This window comes from Bacteroides timonensis, from assembly GCF_000513195.1.
In the GTDB taxonomy this organism is placed as follows: Bacteria; Bacteroidota; Bacteroidia; order Bacteroidales; family Bacteroidaceae; genus Bacteroides; species Bacteroides timonensis.
Genome location: NZ_CBVI010000165.1, coordinates 1 through 19269 on the forward strand (window position 1 = coordinate 1; position 19269 = coordinate 19269).

Here is a 19269-nt window from a genome sequence, read left to right on the forward strand (position 1 = left end):
TTGCCAGTAACAAAGCTTCGTCCCCCAATTGCGGGACAAACGATTTCCAATTGGGGGCTGTATAGCCCGCAACTGCGGGACAGATAGCCTCCAATTGAAAAACGAAGTCTTACCGGTAGCATAATGACATTTTCCTTAAGGCAAAAGGGGAAAAAGAAAGGGGCAAATCATGATTAGCAACTGAGGCTTTCTCCATTATACCCGCATGTTATAAACGAAATTATGGTTGTTTGACGGTCTTTTTGAGAGAAAAAGAGTTAAAAGGCCTCCTTTTGTGTGCAAAAAGGGGCACTAATGCATAATTGCGCGAGATTCGCATAAAATGATTGAATAAACTGAAAATAAGAAAGTTATAGGGCAAAATATGCACATTGAGGCTTCATTTGTGGTGTAGGATAAATTTTGCCTACACCTTCCTACACCCCTTCCTATACCCGCTATACGCCTAATAATCAAAAGAAAACATGCACCGGTGTAGGATGTAGGCAAAATATAAAAAAAACAAAAATGATAATTAGCGGCGTAGTGCTGGAGTAAGATTTAGCTTCGCTGACCATTGGTTCCTTTCGGCGTGCAAGTGATTTTTCATCCGCAGATGACGCGGATAACACAGATTTTAAAGGCTACGCTATGTTTAATGCACCCGTTTGAAAGGTAAAAAAGAAATCTGCGTTATCCGCGTCATCTGCGGGTGAAAAATGAAAATCCGCTAAATTATCATTTTTGTACCAACTTATTTTTAAAGCGTTACTTAATGAAGAGTGTATAGAAGACAAAGCTGTTAATGCAGAATCTTGAAGACCAGTTCGCGAAGAATATCCCCGTCACTTAAAGATGGATTTCCCACTCCTTTAGATTTTGCATCTGCATATCGTATTTCTCCGATAATTTGCATGGTCTTTACTCCATTATATCGGCGCATAGCTGCGAGATAGTCTTTGGCCTGCCAGGGGGTGCGTAGTCCCAACATGTTGGCTATGCCTTGCTCCGATTTTTCAGGGGCATAATAGGCCAACATCAAGTTAGAAAAGAATCCAAAAAGTAAAGATAAAGTCATTTGAATTGGATTTGTCTTCGGATTTTCTTCAAAATATTTTATTATCTTATTAGCTTTAAGGACATCCTTTTCAACGAGGGCACTACGTAATTCGAAGTTATTATAGTCCTTGCTGATACCAATGTTCTTTTCTATCTGTTCGGGGGTAATGCGTGTATGACCTTTTGGAAGTGTAATGATCAGTTTTTCCAGCTCTCCCGTGAGGCGACTGAGGTCGGCACCAACGAAATCGGCCAGCATGGCAGTGGCTTTAGGTTCCACGTCGATACCTTTGCGTTTCATATAAGAAGTGATGAATGCAGGCAGTTGCGCATCCTTCACTTTTTTAGATTCAAACAGGACACCAGTCTTTTCGATTTCGGCAGCCAGCTTCTTTCTTCGATCCAGTACGCCATGTTTATGGCATATTACTAATATGGTAGAAAGCAGCGGTTTTTGGAGGTAATAAGAAAGTTCCTCCATATTACGGATATTCTGCGCTTCCTTTACTACCACCACCTGATGCTCGGACATCATCGGATAACGCTTGGCGGCATTAATAACAGTAGCTATATCCACATCTGCCCCGTAGACAACGGTCAGGTTGAACTCCTTTTCCGTTTCGGTCAGAATATTGTCTGTTATGTAGTCGGCAATGAGGTCGATGTAATAGGGTTCCTCGCCCATGAGATAATAGACGGGACGGTATTGCTTCGCTCTCAGTTCCTTTAAGATGTCATCACACGTGATTTCCTGTTTTGCCATATTCGTTTTTACCAGTCGAATTTCAGATGTTTTACGGTCTTCTTCTCGTCGATAATCATACGCAGGGATGCGATGCCGATTTCAACGTGCTCGGTTACGTAATTTTGGGTAACCAGATTATCGCTTTTATCGGTTTTTACTCCTTCAGGAATCATTGGCTGGTCAGAAACCAGTAAGATGGCTCCGGTAGGGATGTGATTGGCAAAACCGCAACTGAAGAGAGTCGCTGTTTCCATATCAACGGCCATGGCACGGGTTTTCTTCAGATATTCCTTGAATTCTTCGTCATGCTCCCAAATGCGGCGGTTGGTAGTGTATACGGTACCTGTCCAATAGTCGCGGGCATGGTCGCGGATGGATGAAGAAACGGCACGTTGCAACATAAATGCCGGTAACGCTGGTACTTCGGGCGGGAAGTAGTCATTGGAAGTTCCTTCGCCACGGATGGCGGCGATAGGAAGGATGAGATCCCCTATTCTGTTTTTCTTATCGATACCACCGCACTTGCCCAGGAACAGGCAGGCTTTGGGCTGTATAGCACTTAGTAAATCCATGATAATTGCAGCGTTAGGGCTTCCCATACCAAAGTTGATAATGGTCATGCCTTCTGCTGAAGCAGACGTCATATTAGCGTCTTTACCAAGAACGGGTACATTGAACTTCTCCGCAAAAATATCCACATACTTGTTGAAGTTAGTCAACAGAATATACTCTCCAAAGTCCTCAAGCTTACGTTTTGTGTAACGAGGCAGCCAGTTAGCTACGATTTCTTGCTTTGTTTTCATAAGATTTCATTAAATTTGTTCCCTAAATACTTTCAGGGAGCGATTATTTAACTCACAAAAGTACAATAAAAAAGTAGAATTCGGAAATTTGTTAATCACTTATCACATATCAATATGTTATCGTTAAACTTACCTGTATTTGATGCTAAAGTCGTGAACCGTGAAGGGAAACCTGCTATTTTCGACGTGATACGCCGCCGATATGTAGCACTGACGCCCGAAGAATGGGTACGCCAGCATTTCGTACATTTTTTGCTGAACCATAAAGGATATCCGCAGACATTGATGGCGAACGAGGTACAGGTACAGCTCAACGGAACGAAGAAACGTTGTGACACAGTGCTTTACCGTCGTGACCTCACGGCACGGATGATTGTGGAGTATAAAGCGCCGGACATAGAGATTACGCAAGCGGTGTTCGATCAGATTACGCGCTACAATATGGTGCTGAAAGTAGATTACCTTGTAGTAAGTAATGGAATGCAACACTATTGCTGCAGGATGGATTACGAGCGGAATAGCTATACTTTTCTTCCAGATATTCCTGATTATCAGATGTTATAATATCCACTAAAAAGGGCTACACCTACTCGTGGTCGGAAAATCGGCTTCTATGACCGATTTTCCGACCACGAGTAGGTGTAGCCCTTTTCAATGAGACTAATCAGGATCTAAATCAATGAACCTAATCAGGTCTAAACCTTCTCAGTCTTTTCTTCTATCTGCTTCTTTCCCAATTTTTCCTGTATCTTCTGCATCAACTCATAGAAATTTGGGATATAGACTGTGGCAAGCAATGTATTCAGTGCCATACCAAACACAACAGCCGCTCCCAGTGCAATACGGCTTTCCGCTCCTGCACCCGTAGCAAACAGCAATGGCATCACACCGAATACAAATGCCAGGGATGTCATCAGGATAGGCCGCAAACGGATATGCCCTGCCTGGAATGCCGCATCACGAATGGAATTGCCTTGTGCACGGAAATCGCGGGCGAACTCTACAATCAGAATACCATTCTTTGCCGACAGTGCCACAAGCAGGATAATACCGATTTGTGTATAGATGCTGACAGCTGTTCCCATGATGAGACAGCCAATCATCGCTCCCAACAATGCTACCGGAAGCCCGATGACCGCAGCTACCGGGCTCGTCCAACTCTCGTACTGTGCTGCAAGTACCAGGAAGGCAACGAGTAACGCCATTACAAACACAACGGTTGTCGTTGTGCCCGCCTGCGTTTCCTGATAAGCTACTGACGTCCACTCATAACCAAATTCATCGCCCAGTTGCTCCTTAAAGAGTGTCTCCATTTGCTGTATCGCCTCCCCGGAACTGCTTCCCGGGGCTACGTTGCAAGTGACGGAGGCAGTGGAATACATATTGTAACGGTTGATTTGGTCCATTCCTAACTGTTCCTCCACCCGCATAAAGGCTGAAAATGGTACCATCTCTCCCGATGCATTCTGTACACTCAGCTTCAGTACATCGTCAATGATCCGTTGGGCACGATCCCGTGCACCGAGCTTTACCTGATAGATGCGGCCGAACTCAACGAAATCGTTCACATAAGCAGCTCCCATGTAGTAACCTAAGGAAGTAAAGACACTGTTCAGCGGAATACCCATCAATTGTACTTTATCCCGGTCTATGTTCAGGAAATACTGGGGTACATTAGCTTGGTACTGACTGCTGACGGATGCCAATGCAGGTTTGGTGTGATAGGTTGCCATCAGCGTCTCTACGGCATGTTGCATTTCTGTGGCACCGAGGTTATTACGATCTTCCACTTGTAGCTGTAGACCGCCCGTAGCACCGAGTCCGGGAATGGCAGGGGGCACCATGGCAAAAACTTCTGCTTCCTGAATTCCATACGCCTGTGCATTGAAACGATTTACTACAGACTGAGCCGTATGTTCCTTTCCTTTCCGCTCGTCCCAGTTCTTCAAGATAACGAAATAGGTGCCGGAATTACTCTGTTCTCCGCCTCCCATAACAGAGAAGCCGGATATGCCGATATAATTTTTCACTTCGGGATAGCTGTTGAGGATTTCATTGATCTCACGTCCGACAGCTTCTGTACGTTCCAGACTTGAAGCAGGCGGCAATTGCACCACGGCAAGGAAATACCCGTCATCTTCTTCGGGAATAAAGGTGCTGGGCCACTTCATAAACAGGATCACAGCGAGTGCCGTAAACCCGGCATAAGACAACAGTGCAGCAGCAGGACGTCGGAGCAACCAACCCACGGTTTTATCATATATCCCTTGTGTCTTGTCGTACACAAAGTTGAAGCCCCGGAAAAGTGGCGACTGTGCAGGTTTCGTGGGCTGTAATATCAAGGCACACAATGCCGGAGTCAGTGTCAGCGAGTTGAAACCACTCAATACGGTGCTGGCAGCAATAGTCAGCGCAAACTGCTTATAAAGTTGTCCGGAGATACCGCTGACGAGCATTGTCGGAATAAATACGGCAAGCAACACCAGCACTACGCCCACAATCGGACCGGTGATCTCTCCCATTGCCTGAATGACCGCCTGCCGGGCACTGTACTGCCCCGTATCAAGCAAACGCGTGGAGTTTTCCACTACCACAATGGCGTCATCCACCACAATGGCCACGGCAAGTATTAATCCGAACAGTGTCAGTGTATTGATGGAGAATCCGAAGAGCGCCATCACTGCCAGAGTACCGATGAGTGATACGGGAATGGTGATACACGGAATGATAACCGCCCGCCAGTTCTGCAGGAAAAGAAAGATGACGAGCACCACAAGCAGGGTTGTTTCCAGGAAAGTTACCAGCACTTCGTCTACTGAAGCGTGGATGACGTCCGTTGTATCCAGGGTTACACTGTAATGGATGCCGCTGGGGAACGATTCTGACAGTTCTTGCATCTTCTCTTTTACGCCTTTGGATACATCCAGCGAATTGGAACCCGGTTGCTGATAGATGGCGATGGCGGCGGTAGGTTGGCCGTTCAGCCGGGATACAACGCTATAGGATGCGGAGCCAAGGTCGATGTGAGCCACATCACGGAGGCGAAGCACTCTCCCGCCCGCTTCTGTTCGCAAGATGATATTGCCGAACTCTTCGGGAGATGAAAGTCGCCCTTTCACCGTCAGACTGTATTGATAGGCAGGGGCATCGTTGCCGGAAGAGACATTGCCAATGTTGGCGTTACCCGGAGCCGGATTTCCCGGCAGGGGTTGTCCCACGGTTCCGGCACTGACTTCTACATTTTGTGATTGAATGGCCTGGTAAACATCGGCTGCCGAAAGATTACGGATACGCAGTGCTGCCGGGTCCAGCCAGATACGCATGGAGTAGTCTCCCGCTCCCATCACATTGACAGCGCCTACGCCCGGTACGCGCGTCAATTGGTCGGCAAGGTTCAGGGTGGCGTAGTTGCTGAGGTATAGCCCGTCATATTCCTTGTTTTCGGAAGTCATGGTGAGGAACATCACGATGTTCGATGACTGCTTTTGAACAGTTACTCCCTGTACCACTACCGGGGTTGGCAATGAAGCCTGTGCCACGCTGACACGGTTTTGGACTTGTACGGTTGCCATGTCGATATCTGTTCCGACGGCAAAAGTAATGGTGAGCGAATAGGCACCCGATGAGGAGGAATTGGAGGACATATAAAGCATGCCGTCCACTCCGTTTACTTGCTGCTCGATGGGTATACCCACGGTTTGGGCCACTGTCTGCGCATTGGCACCAGGATAGACGGCGCTGACCTGAACGGTAGGCGGCGTAATGTCCGGATACTGCGCAATGGGGAGTATGCCCAGTGTGACCAGTCCCGCCACCACGATCAGCAGCGCAAGCACAGTAGCAAAGATAGGACGGTTTATGAAGAATTTTGAGAACATGAGCTTAGTATTTAGTTATTTACGATTGGTTATTTGCTGATGGGCTTTACTTTCATCCCTTCCCGCACTTTCATCAGTGCCCGGGTGACGTAGCGTTCCTGTGGCGAGAGTCCGCCGGTTATTTGCCGCAGACTGTCGTCTATCAACTGTCCCACCTCGACGTGGCGATAGCGCACCATATCGGAATCGTTCACTACATACACATACTTTCCCAATTGATCGGTCCCGATGGACGCGTCCGGTATCAGTATTGCCTGCGATTCTTTGCCGTATGGCAAGGTGATGCTGACATAAAGTCCGCTTTTCAGTAAACCTTTCGGGTTGTCCAGGCGGGCACGCAGATTCAGGGTTCCGGTGCTCAGGTCTACATTGGGTGCGAAGTAATCGAGTGTGGCAGGATACGGTTGTATGCCGTCTTCCCCCAGGTTAACAGTGATTTGCCGGGGTAGTGTATCTTTCTGTTGTGCGGTTCCTTGTTGCATCAGCATGGCAAGCCACTGGTTATCAGTGATATTGAAGTATGTATATAGCAGGTCATCTTTATAGATCGTGGCAAGGGTGACAGGCTGCAGACTTCCCCCTACATAACTGCCCACATCGACTTGATTCCGGCTGACAGTTCCATCAAACGGCGCCCGGACTGTGCAGTAACCCAGATTCGTGCGTGCTGTATTCAGCGCAGCTTCGGCATTGCTGACTGCCGCTTGCGAAGTGGCAACATTCGATTTCGACTGTAACACCTGTATCTGGCTTACAGCGTCGCTTTTCACAGCTTCCAGCATACGGGCATAGTTGTTCCGGGCATATTCCAGATTGGCTCGGGCGGTGTTCAGTTCCGCTTTCGCCTGTTCTACATTGTCCTGGTAAATAGTGGGTTCGATGACGAACAACACCTGCCCTTTCCGAACCCTGCTTCCCGGAGCATAGGCGATGGTTTGCAGGGTCCCGTTCACCCGTGCCACCAGGTTGACGGTCTTTTCCGAACTCAGATAGCCCGGATACTCTTTAGTCAGTGTGATGTCTTTCACCACCGGACTGGCTACGCTTATCTCCGGAACGGGCATCGCTCCGCGCGCTGCTTCTTTTTTGTCCCCACATCCCGCCAGCAACGGAATCAGCGTGAGGATGATGTACATTTCATTTTTCATATATGGTTATGGTTTAGGAATTATTCTTAGTTATAATGATACCCCGATCTCACGGGTGGTGACATACCGATGTCATGGGTGATGAGATACGTATCTCATTCCCCACCTCTTTATTTCTCTCTGTATCCTCCTCCCAGTGCCTGGTACAATGACACCAGATACAGCAGTGAACTGCCCTCCGCCTGCGTCAACTGGTTTTCGTACGTCAGTAGCGAACGGAGTGCATCCAGTACATTCTGGAAAGGACTAAGTCCCTGTTTATAAAGCTCCAGAGAGAGTTTCAGTGTTTCTTGTCCCTGATTTCGTACTTCCCGGAGGGCGACAATCTGTTTGATGGAATTCCGGTAGTTATTCATCGCATTGTCCGTTTCCTGTACAGCGGTAAGTACGGTTTCGTTGAAGTTATGCACCGCTTCATCCAGCTGCGCACGTGCCTGTTTGGTAGCATTCACCAGCTTTGTTCCGCTAAACAGTGTCCAACTGAGGGTTGGGGCAATTTCAAATGTCATGCTTTTCCGTCGGGTCAGGTCTTTCAGGTCCCGGGCGGCATATCCTACAGATCCTTTCAGGAATACTTGTGGCAGCCAGTCGCTTTTGCTGGCTCCCAATAGTGCGGCTTGTGCATTAACCAGTCTTTCGGCCTGGCGCACATCGGGACGACGGAGCAATAAATCGGCGGGTAATCCTACTCCAACAGGTTCCATGTAGTCGGGCAATTTCCCGATTCTTTCCAATGTGGGGCGTATTTCCTGCGGATAAGTTCCCAGCAGAATAGCCAGCGAGTTGATGTATTGGCTGATTCCGGATTCCAGTTGTGGAACAGATGCTTTTGTGCTGAAATACACTGATTTAGCCTGTGCTACATCCAGTTTCGATACAAGTCCCGTGTTGTAGCGTACTTCGGTGATGTTAAGCACTTCTTCCTGCGTCCGGCAGTTGTGCATCACTACCTGCAGTTCCTGTTGCAGTTCCCGCAGGTTGATGTAGGCGGAGGCGACTTGTGCGCATAGGGATATTTGTACAGAGATGTACTCTTCACGGCTGGCTTGGAATGTTTCCCGTTGCGCCTTTACCCGTTGCCGGATGCTTCCGAATATATCCAGTTCCCAACTGGCATTGAGCGACGCATCATAATAATGTGTGATGGATTGGGGCAATTCGGTAGTGTTGCCACTGCTTTGCTGGCGGAGCCATCCACCATTTAAAGAAATAGAAGGGAAAAAATTACTACGCTCCATTCGCAGGCTGGCACGTGCCTGTTCCATGCGGTCTATAGCGGCAAGTACGGAATAATTTTCGCCGGATGCTACACTGATAAGCGAATCCAGTACCGGGTCATTGAATGCTTTCCACCACTGGTCGTCTACCGGTAATATCTGTCCGCTGAATAAGTTATCATCTGCGGATGTCGTGGTAGAATTAGCGGTTCCTGCGGAAGTAGGGACCGTTTTAGAGTTCGGAATCACCGTATTCCCCCAGCCTCGGGGCAACGGTTTTTCCAGATAACGATTGCCATTCTGTGCCGTGACGGCAGAACATAGGCACGATAAGAGCAGCACGCTGCCCCAAGCTTTAATCTTCATAGGTTTAGGTTGTTTTTGTGATACAGGGTTCATAACAACCTGGAACTCTATTTGTTTAGAGAAGATTAGGGAGGTATAATGGAGTTCTGACAGATGGATGTGGGTTGGTGTGGGTGATCTATAATTGAAGAAATGAATTAAAGTTTGCTGATAGGATTTTACTAATTTATTTATAATCAATAGATTGTGTTTACCGATCATTCCCCGCAGAATGTAAAAGCATTTACTGAAGGATGTAACGACCTTTACCGCCTATTGTAACGGCTTTTACCTCGGTATGTAACGACCTTTACCTCGGTATGTAAATGGAGTTACCGTGCGGGGTTAACAAAGTTACCATTTGGGGTAAACAGAATTTTCATGAGAGGAAACGACTGTGTACTTATAAAGTGAAGTAAGAGATGATCCATATCCCTACAATAATGAGTTTAATTCAACGGCTTCGGTAAAGTATATAAAAAAATCGCCCCTGCATGCAACATCCTATTGCTTGCAGGGGCGTCCTTCTATATATACACCGCTGAATATTATTCCGCAGTCTTTCTTCTTCTCGTTGTCTTTTCCTTTACCTCTTCTTTGTGTTCGAGGGTTACACCAGCCAATTCCGGGTCAATCATGATACGTCCGCAATATTCGCAAACGATGATTTTCTTACGAGAACGGATATCCAGTTGTCTCTGGGGCGGGATTTTGTTGAAGCAACCACCACAAGCGTCACGTTGTACATATACGATACCCAATCCGTTGCGAGAGTTCTTACGGATACGCTTGAAAGACTGAAGCAAGCGCGGTTCGATCTTAGTTTCAAGTTCTTTGGCTTTGTCTCTCAGCTTTTCTTCTTCCTGCTTAGTTTCAGCGATGATTTCGTCCAGTTCGTTCTTCTTAACGTCCAGGTCTTTCTGTCTTTCATCCAACGCTTCTGTGCTCTTTGCAGCTTCAGCAGATTTCTCCTGTTCCTGTGCAGCGAACTCTTTGATTCTCTTATCGCAAAGCTCCATTTCCAGAGTCTGGAATTCGATTTCTTTGCTTAGGAAATCGTACTCACGGTTGTTGCGTACATTCTCCTGTTGTTCCTTGTATTTTGCGATAGAAGCTTTTGAAGTTTCAATTTCCACTCTCTTGGTAGCGATAGCGGATTTCAGTTCGGCTACTTCTGCCTTAATTCTGTCGATACGAGTGCTCAGACCGGCGATTTCATCTTCCAAGTCCTGTACTTCCAGCGGAAGTTCACCTCTTAAAGTCTTGATTTCATCAATCTTAGACAACATAGTCTGCAACTGGAACAGGGCTTTTAACTTCTGCTCCACGGTCAATTCCTGAGGATCTTTTTTTGCTTCTTTAGCCATTTTACTTATAAATATTTTATGGGGTTGGTATTCACTTTGCACTGTTGCAGCGCAAGGTTAGGAAACAACTCCCAGATTATTGTATAGAATATTTCTTTTGTATATTGTTCGCTTTCGTAATGTCCTATCTCTGCCAGCAGAATGTCCGTATCGTGTCCGAAGTAATCGTGATACTTGATTTCTCCGGTGATGAACACGTCTGCACCGTTGCGTATGGCAAGCGGCATTAGGAATGCTCCGGCTCCTCCACACAGTGCTACGGTCTGTATTTCACGTCCGGTCAGCTTGTTATGCTTCAGACAGCCCACTTCAAAGGTCTTCTTGATACGTTTCAGGAACTCCAACTCCGTTTCCGGCGTTTCCAGTTCTCCGATAACTCCTGCCCCGGCCTGTGTCCAGCTATTCTGCAAAGGATAGAGGTCGAATGCAGGTTCCTCATACGGATGGACGCTCAGTAGAGCTTTGATGACTTCCGATTTCTTGTAGGCAGGTAATACGGTTTCTATCCGCACCTCCTTTTCCGTATGCAACTCTCCGATGCTTCCACAGAACGGGTGGCTACCCTCCTGGGCGCGGAAAGTTCCCTCTCCTTCTACATTGTAGCTGCATGCGTCGTAGTTTCCTATGCAACCGCATCCGGCTGCAAACAAAGCCTTACGAACATCTTCCGCCTGTGCTGTGGGTACAAAAGTCACCAATTTTACCAAAGCATTCTCTTTGGCTTCCAGCACACGTACATTACTCAATCCTATTTTCTCGGCAATCTTGAAGTTCACACCTCCCGGAGCATTGTCCAGGTTGGTATGTGCTGAGTAGATCACGATATCATTCTTGATTGCTTTCATGATACAACGCTCTACATAGTCCCTGCCCGTGATGGATTTATATCCTTTGAATATCAGCGGATGATGGGATATGACAAGATTGTACCCTAACGCAATCGCCTCGTCCAGCACGGCTTCAGTGACGTCAAGACACAACAAAGCCCCTGTTGCTTCCGCTTCTGTCAATCCGATTTGCAGGCCGGCATTATCAAATCCGTCTTGCAATGGCAGAGGCGCGAACCGTTCAAGGGCGCTTACTATCTCCTTAATTCTCATTATGTGAATAGAAAATTTCGGTGCAAATATAGTAAAAATGCACTGAATAGCTGTTCGTTTTACTCTTTTTTTATATATTTGTTCGGATAATTGTAAAACTCTATACCATGAAAGCATTACTTTTCTCGTTTTTCGCTTTATTATGCATTCTTTTCTCGTGCCAACCCTCGCCCAAATCCCAGGATAGTGACGAAGAGGATGTACAAGAGGAATTTGTGGATACTACTCCGAAGGCTACGGCTATCTTTTGGATAGATAAACATAAGGAAATGCCTGGACAATCGTCAAAGAGACCGAGTGCGGTACGTACGGTGAAGGCCAAAGTCAATATCCATTTGGCTGGGCGTATAAAAGTACTTTCGTATGTGAAACCGCAGAAAGGATATATAGAAAGTTATATAAATCGCCGTCTTGAGACGTTCCGGGTAAGGAAAGTATTGATGGACAGTGCTTATATAAAACCCGGTGTACAGTATGTGCAGTTGCGTTATACTCCTGAAAAAGTAGAGCACTAACGGTTTTTCTTCTTTTCCTTTTTCTCTACCATTATCTGTAATAGTTTTCCGTTAGCATCGAACGACTTACGCGATGCCAGCGAGATGGTAATCATCAGCGAAAGCATGGATGCCGTGAAGGTTATCACCATAATCATCATCTGATATTTGATGGCGACATTCGGGCTACTACCTCCCAGGATTTGTCCGATCATTGTGCCGGGCAGTGCTACCAGGCCCATAACGGCAATATTGGCAATTAACGGACTAAAGGACTTTATGATAGCCTGTTTGATAAAAGGTGCCTGTGCTTCTGCCTTTGTGGCACCATTGCCAAGCAGATAGCGATACAATTGCTGTTCACGTTTCAATCCGCTGTAATAGGCATTCAGCGCAACAACATTGCTGGATAGCATGTTTCCCATCAGGATACCGAATATCGGAATAAAATACTGGGCACTGAACACATTTTCCAGCCGTAATACGATGGCAATGAAGTACATGCCGATGCAGACGACACTGCATAAAAAGCCGATGGAGATAGGAATAAACAGTATTTTCCGTTTCAGCTGGGTGCGTGCCAGGGCAGTTTGTGCGGCAACGAATATCATAATAATCACCCACAGAAAGTTGATCCACGGGTTATTCCAAAGAAACAAGTATTTCAGGTAGATGCCGATAAAGAAAAGTTGTACAATCATCCGTGCGATACCAATCACGGTAACCCACAATAGCCCTGTCCTGAACTTCCACAAATAGAACAGCGGAATGAGCAACAGCAACAATCCGATGGCTAAACTGGTATATGATATGTCGATAGTTCCCACTTTATTAATCTTTTAGTTATAGCGTTATCATCTGGTTGCATCCTTGCGCAAATCCCTGGTCGTGAGAGACGGCGAGGATGGCACTTCCCTCCCTCATTCGTTTCCGGAAGAAAGCAAGTACTTTATCTGTAGAGTCCGAATCTAGTGCGGAAGTCGGTTCATCCACAATCAGTAGCGGCTTTTGCATCAGGGTGGCTACGGCAATCATGATACGTTGCCGTTGTCCTCCGGAGATCTCATTTACACGTTTATCGTACAATTCCTCTTCCAGCCCCAATTCATCGAAGCAGGCAAATAGTTTGTCCAGTGAAAAGGGGGTATTCCGGTTAGCTTTCAGATTGAAAGGGAGTTGCACCATTTCCTTCACCCATTCCGATGGAAGCGCCAGTTCTTGCGGTATCCATGCCACTTGCCTGCGAATTTGGTCGATAGTTCCTTTTTCCAGTAAAATGCCATTGACGGTGATGCTCCCTGTTTTGAGGGGTACAAATCCTAAAACTGCATTCAGCAAGGAGGTTTTTCCCCGCCCCGATTGTCCGGAAATGCAGGCGATTTCCCCTTCGTGCAGTTGTAAGCAAAAACCGGAAAAAAGTGTATCTGCTCCGAAAGCGATGCATGCGTTGTCTATTTGAAGTATAGTCCTGGTCTCCATTTGAAAGCAAATATAGAAAGGAATTCTGAGAAAACGGCGGATTATTGGCTGAAATCAGTATCTTTAAATAAGATAAGCTGCATTTCGGCATAACTTTTTCATGCAAGCATGAAAGTTCTGCACTCAATTTGCATTATCTTTGCTATCAGTTTTTAATAAAAGTGAGAATTATGATACAGAACGAACGTGCAAGCCGCCACGAACATGTGTTGGACGTGGCAAGGCAGATGATGACCGCTGCCCGTACTGCTCCGAAGGGAAAAGGTGTAGATATAATTGAAATAGCTATGGTCACCGGAGACGATTTAAAAGTATTGTCGGACAAGATGGTTACCATGGTAGAAGAACACGGAATGAAGTTCTTTTTGCGGGATGCCGCCAACATTTTGCAAGCTGAATGTGTAATTATAATAGGTACGCGCGAGCAGGCGCAAGGATTGAACTGCGGCCATTGTGGTTATCCCACTTGTGCGGGACGCCCTGAAGGTGTGCCTTGTGCCGTGAATTCGGTCGATGTAGGTATAGCTATCGGTTCGGCTTGTGCCACGGCAGCTGATTTGCGTGTGGATACCCGTGTGATGTTCTCTGCCGGACTTGCTGCACAGCAATTGGAGTGGTTGCCGGGATGCAGATCCGTGTATGCTATTCCGGTCAGTGCTTCGACCAAGAATCCGTTCTTTGACCGCAAGCCGAAAGAAGAAAAGAAAGAATGATAAATATGAGTGATACGTTCAATGCTGTTTTACCTGCCGAATGGGCGCCGCAAAGCGGAATACAGCTGACTTGGCCCCATGCCGGAACTGACTGGGCACATATGCTTACGGAAGTACAAGTCTGCTTTGCCGCTATCGCACGCGAAATAGCCCAACGGGAATTGCTTCTGATTGTAACTCCCGAACCGGAGGAGGTCAAAAAGCAGATTTCAGCTACCGTCAATATGCAGAATGTCCGTTTCATGGAGTGTGAAACGAATGATACCTGGGCGCGTGATCATGGTGCAATTACCATGCTGGATTCAGAAGGCGTTTCGCTTCTTGATTTCATGTTCAATGGCTGGGGGCTGAAATTCGCCTCGGATAAAGATAACCTGATTACCCGTCAGGCTATGGAAGCCGGTTTCCTGAATGGGCGGTATGTTAATCGTCTGGGCTTTGTTTTGGAAGGTGGTTCCATTGAGAGCGACGGTTTGGGAACATTGCTCACCACGTCCGAGTGTTTGCTTTCTCCCAATCGTAACGGACAGATGAGCCGCGATGAAATCGAAGAATATCTCTGTTCTGTATTTCATCTGAAACAGGTACTTTGGCTCGATCATGGGTATTTGGCAGGAGATGATACAGATAGTCATGTCGATACGCTCGCTCGTCTTTGCTCACCGGATACCATTGCCTATGTGCAATGCACCGATACGCAGGATGAACATTACGAAGCTCTCCATCAAATGGAAGAACAACTGAAAACCTTCCGTACTTTGAATGGAATCCCCTACCGTCTGTTGGCATTGCCTATGGCAGATAAGATTGAGGAAGAGGGCGAACGCCTCCCCGCAACGTATGCCAATTTCTTGATAATGAATGATGCGGTGCTTTATCCTACTTATCGTCAGCCGGAGAATGATGCCCGTGCCAAAAAAGTGCTTCAAGCAGCTTTTCCTCATCACGAGATAGTGGGCGTGGATTGCTGTGCATTGATAAAGCAACATGGATCGTTGCATTGCGTGACGATGCAATACCCTATCGGGATTATAGCCTGAAAGGCTAAAATTATATAGCGTAGGGCAACGCCCTACGTAGTAAATGAATCGCTAATTTAAGTCCTGAAAGGGCGAAATAAACATGTCACAATCATTGTCTAAGAATTATATTCATTTGACTTTCAGTACAAAATACCGTAAGGATAGTATTCGAAAAGAAGATTTACCAGAGATGTTCTCATATATATCCGGTATTTTAAAGAACATTGATTGTCCTTCAATTATTGTAGGTGGAATAACTAATCATATACATGTTCTTTGTGTTTTAAATAAGAATATAGCTCTAACTAAAATGGTTGAGGAAATAAAGAAAAGTTCTTCTAAGTGGATTAAAGGTAAAGGAATTTATTATCAATGGTTTTCGTGGCAAGAAGGTTATGGAGCTTTTTCAGTTAGCCAGTCTAAAGTGGATGTTGTAACTCGATATATTTGTAGACAGGAAGAACATCATAAAAAGATATCTTTTGAAGACGAGTTAAAGATGTTTTTAAAAGAACATGGAGTGGAGTATAATGAACAATATTTATGATAATTTCGCCCTTTCAGGGCTTAAAATAGAAGGGTATTTAATACGTAGGGCGTTGCCCTACGCTATGTAATATCAGGCTTTCAGCCTTTTTAAGATGTTGTAGTATAAAGACCATTAATAGCCTGAAAGGCTATAATTATATAGCGTAGGGCAACGCCCTACGTGCTAATTAGATAATTCAATTAAGCCTTGAAAGGGCGAAATAGAATATTGCTCTGACATTCATTAGTGAAATATTAAAAATAGAAGATATGAGAAAAATAAAAGTCGGAATTATTCAGCAAGCCAATACAGCAGATCTTCGTACGAACCTGATGAACCTGGCTAAAAGTATAGAAGCCTGTGCTGCACATGGTGCGCAACTGGTTGTATTACAGGAACTACACAATTCCCTGTATTTCTGTCAGACTGAAAATACGCAATTGTTTGATTTGGCAGAAACGATTCCCGGCCCTTCCACCGGATTTTATTCCGAACTGGCCGCTGCCAATAAAATCGTATTGGTGACCTCCTTATTTGAGAAACGTGCCCCGGGACTCTATCATAACACCGCCGTTGTTTTTGATCGTGACGGAAGTATTGCCGGAAAATATCGCAAGATGCATATTCCTGATGATCCGGCCTATTATGAAAAATTCTATTTTGCCCCCGGTGATATAGGATTTGAACCCATCCAAACCTCTATTGGCAAACTGGGCGTACTCGTTTGTTGGGATCAGTGGTATCCTGAAGCTGCCCGCCTGATGGCATTGAAAGGTGCCGAATTATTAATTTACCCCACCGCCATCGGTTGGGAAAGCAGTGACGCCGATGATGAAAAGGCGCGCCAGCTCAACGCCTGGATTATCTCCCAGCGTGCCCATGCTGTTGCCAACGGATTGCCGGTCATCTCGGTCAACCGTGTCGGTCATGAACCCGATCCGTCCAAGCAGACCAATGGCATCCAGTTTTGGGGAAATAGTTTTGTGGCAGGTCCGCAAGGTGAATTCCTGGCACAAGCCGGAAACGATCATCCGGAGAATATGGTAGTGGAAATAGATATGGAGCGTTCTGAAAATGTTCGCCGTTGGTGGCCTTTCTTACGCGACCGCCGCATTGATGAATATGGGGGATTGACGAAGCGCTTTTTGGATTAATAACGTTTTAAAGAAGAAGTGGTATAAATGGGCGATTGTTATTTGAACGTAACTTTCTTATTCATTATGAAGTTCACCCCTCCGTAAATGAACAATCCCAGGAACTGGGCAAGATACTCATCGCAGTCCAGTCCCTCCACCAACACTACCAGAAATAGGAATTGCGCCAGATACGCCATTCCGAAAGCGATAGAAAAGAGCAACACCTGCCTCCAGGTGTTGCTCTTCTTTTCTTTATCATCCAAAGGAAATATCCAGTGCTTGCACCAGATAAAATTATGAGTCTGTGCAATGACATAAGCAGTTATGTTAGAGAGCATATAGTCGATGTCCAGTTCATCCATCATCAGCCAGATGACTGCTGCTATAATCAGGGCATTCAGCGTACCGATTACCGCAAAACGGAAGATGCGTCTCGACTCTCTCACAACAAACTAACCTACTCTTATTCTTTGATATCTACGATCAGATTCAGTTCGTCCAACTGAGACGGATCAAGTGCCGCGGGAGCATCCAGCATCACGTCGCGTCCACTGTTATTCTTCGGGAATGCGATGCAGTCACGAATACTATCCAATCCGGCAAAGAGAGATACCCAACGATCAAGACCATATGCCAGACCGCCATGAGGAGGTGCACCGTATTTGAATGCATTCATCAGGAAACCAAATTGTTCTTCTGCTTTTTCGGGAGTGAATCCCAGGATTTCGAACATTTTTGCCTGTAACTTCGGATCGTGGATACGGATTGAACCTCCACCAACTTCCACACCATTGATTACCATATCATAAGCATCGGCACGTACTGCTGCCGGATCAGTATCCAGTAAATCAATGTCCTCGTCTTTCGGATGGGTGAACGGATGGTGCATAGCCATCAAGCGGTTTTCTTGCTCGCTCCATTCAAACATCGGGAAGTCTACCACCCACAGGCATGCGAATGTGTTCTTATCACGCAATCCCAGTTGGCTACCCATTTCCAGACGAAGCTCGCAAAGCTGCTTGCGCGTCTTCATGGTGTCGTCACCGCTCAAAATCAGAATCAAGTCACCCGGTTTGGCACCGAAAGCTTCTTTCACCTGTTGCAGTACTTCCTGCGTATAGAATTTGTCAACGCTCGATTTTACATTTCCGTCTTCCTCTACACGGGCGTAAACCATACCTTTTGCACCAATCTGCGGTCTCTTCACGAATTCCGTCAGTGCATCCAGTTGTTTGCGGGTGTAGTGTGCGGCACCTTCGGCACAGATACCACCGATGTATTCGGCACTATCAAATACAGAGAAGCCATGACCTTTCAGTATATCCATCAGCTCCACGAACTTCATACCGAAACGCAAGTCGGGTTTGTCGCTACCATAATATTTCATGGCGTCCGCCCATGCCATACGCTGGAACTGACCTTCCAATTCCACACCGCGGATTTCTTTGAACAGATATTTTGTCATACCTTCAAACAGGTTGATGATGTCGTCCTGTTCCACGAAAGACATTTCACAGTCTATCTGAGTAAATTCCGGCTGACGGTCCGCACGAAGGTCCTCGTCACGGAAACACTTGGCAATCTGGAAGTAACGGTCGAAACCGGATACCATCAGCAATTGCTTCAAGGTCTGCGGGCTTTGCGGCAAAGCGTAGAACTGTCCCGGATTCATGCGTGAGGGCACCACGAAGTCGCGTGCGCCTTCCGGAGTAGAGCCTACCAGTACAGGAGTTTCCACTTCGATGAAACCTTGGCTGTCCAGGTAGCGGCGTACCTCAATGGTCATTCTATGGCGGAGTTCCAGATTTCTGCGTACCGACGGACGGCGCAAATCCAGATAACGGTATTTCATGCGGATATCATCGCCACCATCCGTATTATCTTCGATGGTGAACGGAGGTGTCAGGGCTGCATTCAGCACATTCAGTTCCGATACGATGATTTCAATATCTCCGGTCGGGATATTGGCATTCTTGCTGAAGCGTTCGTTCACCGTTCCTGTAATCTGAATGACGAATTCGCGTCCCAGGCGGTTGGCGTTCTCGCAAAGTGCGGCGTCCACCTCTTCGTTGAAAACTAACTGGGTGATACCGTAACGGTCGCGGAGGTCAATGAATGTCATGCCTCCCATTTTGCGGCTGCGCTGCACCCAACCTGCCAGCGTTACTTGCTTATTGACATCGGAGATACGAAGTTCTCCGCAGGTGTGTGATCTAAACATCTTTATTTACGTTTTACGATTTACATTCTACTAT

General features: G+C 46.4%; 17 protein-coding genes. 6 read left to right on the top strand and 11 right to left on the bottom strand.

Annotated elements, in window-relative coordinates; all coding sequences use genetic code 11:
* Positions 1-781: 781 nt before the first annotated feature.
* Positions 782-1801 (bottom strand): DNA polymerase III subunit delta, encoded by a 1020-nt coding sequence (gene holA, locus BN161_RS26325; protein WP_044271990.1) that lies wholly within the window; start codon positions 1799-1801, stop codon positions 782-784.
* Between the two features lie 8 nt (positions 1802-1809).
* Positions 1810-2586 (bottom strand): AMP nucleosidase, encoded by a 777-nt coding sequence (locus tag BN161_RS26330; protein ID WP_007214225.1) that lies wholly within the window; start codon positions 2584-2586, stop codon positions 1810-1812.
* A 114-nt stretch (positions 2587-2700) separates the two neighbouring features.
* Between BN161_RS26330 and BN161_RS26335 the strand changes: the two genes are divergently transcribed.
* A complete protein-coding gene (locus tag BN161_RS26335; protein ID WP_044271992.1) occupies positions 2701-3150 on the top strand; it encodes a type I restriction enzyme HsdR N-terminal domain-containing protein in 450 nt (149 codons plus the stop codon).
* 131 nt (positions 3151-3281) lie between these two features.
* Here the strand turns inward: BN161_RS26335 and BN161_RS26340 are convergent, their stop codons facing one another.
* From BN161_RS26340 to BN161_RS26360, 5 genes are all read right to left on the bottom strand, one after another.
* Complete coding sequence (locus BN161_RS26340) at positions 3282-6464, bottom strand: efflux RND transporter permease subunit (protein ID WP_044271995.1); 3183 nt, start codon at positions 6462-6464, stop codon at positions 3282-3284.
* Positions 6465-6493: 29 nt separating this feature from the next.
* Positions 6494-7612, bottom strand: a complete 1119-nt coding sequence (locus tag BN161_RS26345; RefSeq protein ID WP_044271997.1) for an efflux RND transporter periplasmic adaptor subunit — start codon at positions 7610-7612, stop codon at positions 6494-6496.
* Positions 7613-7722: 110 nt separating this feature from the next.
* Positions 7723-9195 (bottom strand): efflux transporter outer membrane subunit, encoded by a 1473-nt coding sequence (locus tag BN161_RS26350; RefSeq protein ID WP_044272039.1) that lies wholly within the window; start codon positions 9193-9195, stop codon positions 7723-7725.
* A gap of 527 nt (positions 9196-9722) precedes the next feature.
* Positions 9723-10541, bottom strand: coding sequence for a zinc ribbon domain-containing protein (locus tag BN161_RS26355; RefSeq protein ID WP_044272000.1), 819 nt, complete (start codon positions 10539-10541; stop codon positions 9723-9725).
* Between the two features lie 5 nt (positions 10542-10546).
* Positions 10547-11641 carry a Nif3-like dinuclear metal center hexameric protein gene (locus tag BN161_RS26360; RefSeq protein ID WP_044272043.1) on the bottom strand — a complete coding sequence of 365 codons (1095 nt, stop codon included), beginning with the start codon at positions 11639-11641 and terminating at the stop codon, positions 10547-10549.
* Positions 11642-11748: 107 nt separating this feature from the next.
* On the opposite strand from BN161_RS26360, the gene BN161_RS26365 reads away from it, so the two are divergent.
* Complete coding sequence (locus BN161_RS26365) at positions 11749-12156, top strand: DUF4891 domain-containing protein (RefSeq protein ID WP_044272001.1); 408 nt, start codon at positions 11749-11751, stop codon at positions 12154-12156.
* Here the strand turns inward: BN161_RS26365 and BN161_RS26370 are convergent.
* Positions 12153-12962: an ABC transporter permease gene (locus BN161_RS26370; protein WP_044272003.1), complete on the bottom strand. Its 810-nt coding sequence runs from the start codon at positions 12960-12962 to the stop codon at positions 12153-12155. The two genes, BN161_RS26365 and BN161_RS26370, sit on opposite strands and share 4 nt — an antisense overlap.
* Positions 12963-12978: 16 nt before the next feature.
* A complete protein-coding gene (locus BN161_RS26375) occupies positions 12979-13599 on the bottom strand; it encodes an ABC transporter ATP-binding protein (protein WP_044272045.1) in 621 nt (206 codons plus the stop codon).
* 185 nt (positions 13600-13784) lie between these two features.
* On the opposite strand from BN161_RS26375, the gene BN161_RS26380 reads away from it, so the two are divergent.
* The 4 genes from BN161_RS26380 (at position 13785) to BN161_RS26395 (ending at position 17032) form a co-directional block, all read left to right on the top strand.
* Complete coding sequence (locus tag BN161_RS26380; RefSeq protein WP_044272004.1) at positions 13785-14327, top strand: ferredoxin domain-containing protein; 543 nt, start codon at positions 13785-13787, stop codon at positions 14325-14327.
* A complete protein-coding gene (locus tag BN161_RS26385; protein WP_044272007.1) occupies positions 14324-15367 on the top strand; it encodes an agmatine deiminase family protein in 1044 nt (347 codons plus the stop codon). The genes BN161_RS26380 and BN161_RS26385 overlap by 4 nt, the downstream gene beginning before the upstream one ends.
* Positions 15368-15449: 82 nt before the next feature.
* Complete coding sequence (locus tag BN161_RS26390) at positions 15450-15896, top strand: transposase (RefSeq protein ID WP_044272009.1); 447 nt, start codon at positions 15450-15452, stop codon at positions 15894-15896.
* A gap of 251 nt (positions 15897-16147) precedes the next feature.
* The gene (locus tag BN161_RS26395; RefSeq protein ID WP_044272011.1) at positions 16148-17032 is read left to right on the top strand and encodes a carbon-nitrogen hydrolase; all 885 of its coding nucleotides are present in this window, start codon (positions 16148-16150) and stop codon (positions 17030-17032) included.
* 38 nt (positions 17033-17070) lie between these two features.
* Here BN161_RS26395 and BN161_RS26400 read toward each other — a convergent pair whose 3' ends face one another.
* Together BN161_RS26400 and aspS are read right to left on the bottom strand one after the other, a co-directional pair.
* Positions 17071-17460 (bottom strand): GtrA family protein, encoded by a 390-nt coding sequence (locus BN161_RS26400; protein WP_044272012.1) that lies wholly within the window; start codon positions 17458-17460, stop codon positions 17071-17073.
* Between the two features lie 17 nt (positions 17461-17477).
* On the bottom strand, positions 17478-19235 hold the full coding sequence (gene aspS / locus BN161_RS26405) for an aspartate--tRNA ligase (RefSeq protein WP_044272013.1): 1758 nt from the start codon (positions 19233-19235) through the stop codon (positions 17478-17480).
* Between the last annotated feature and the right edge of the window lie 34 nt (positions 19236-19269).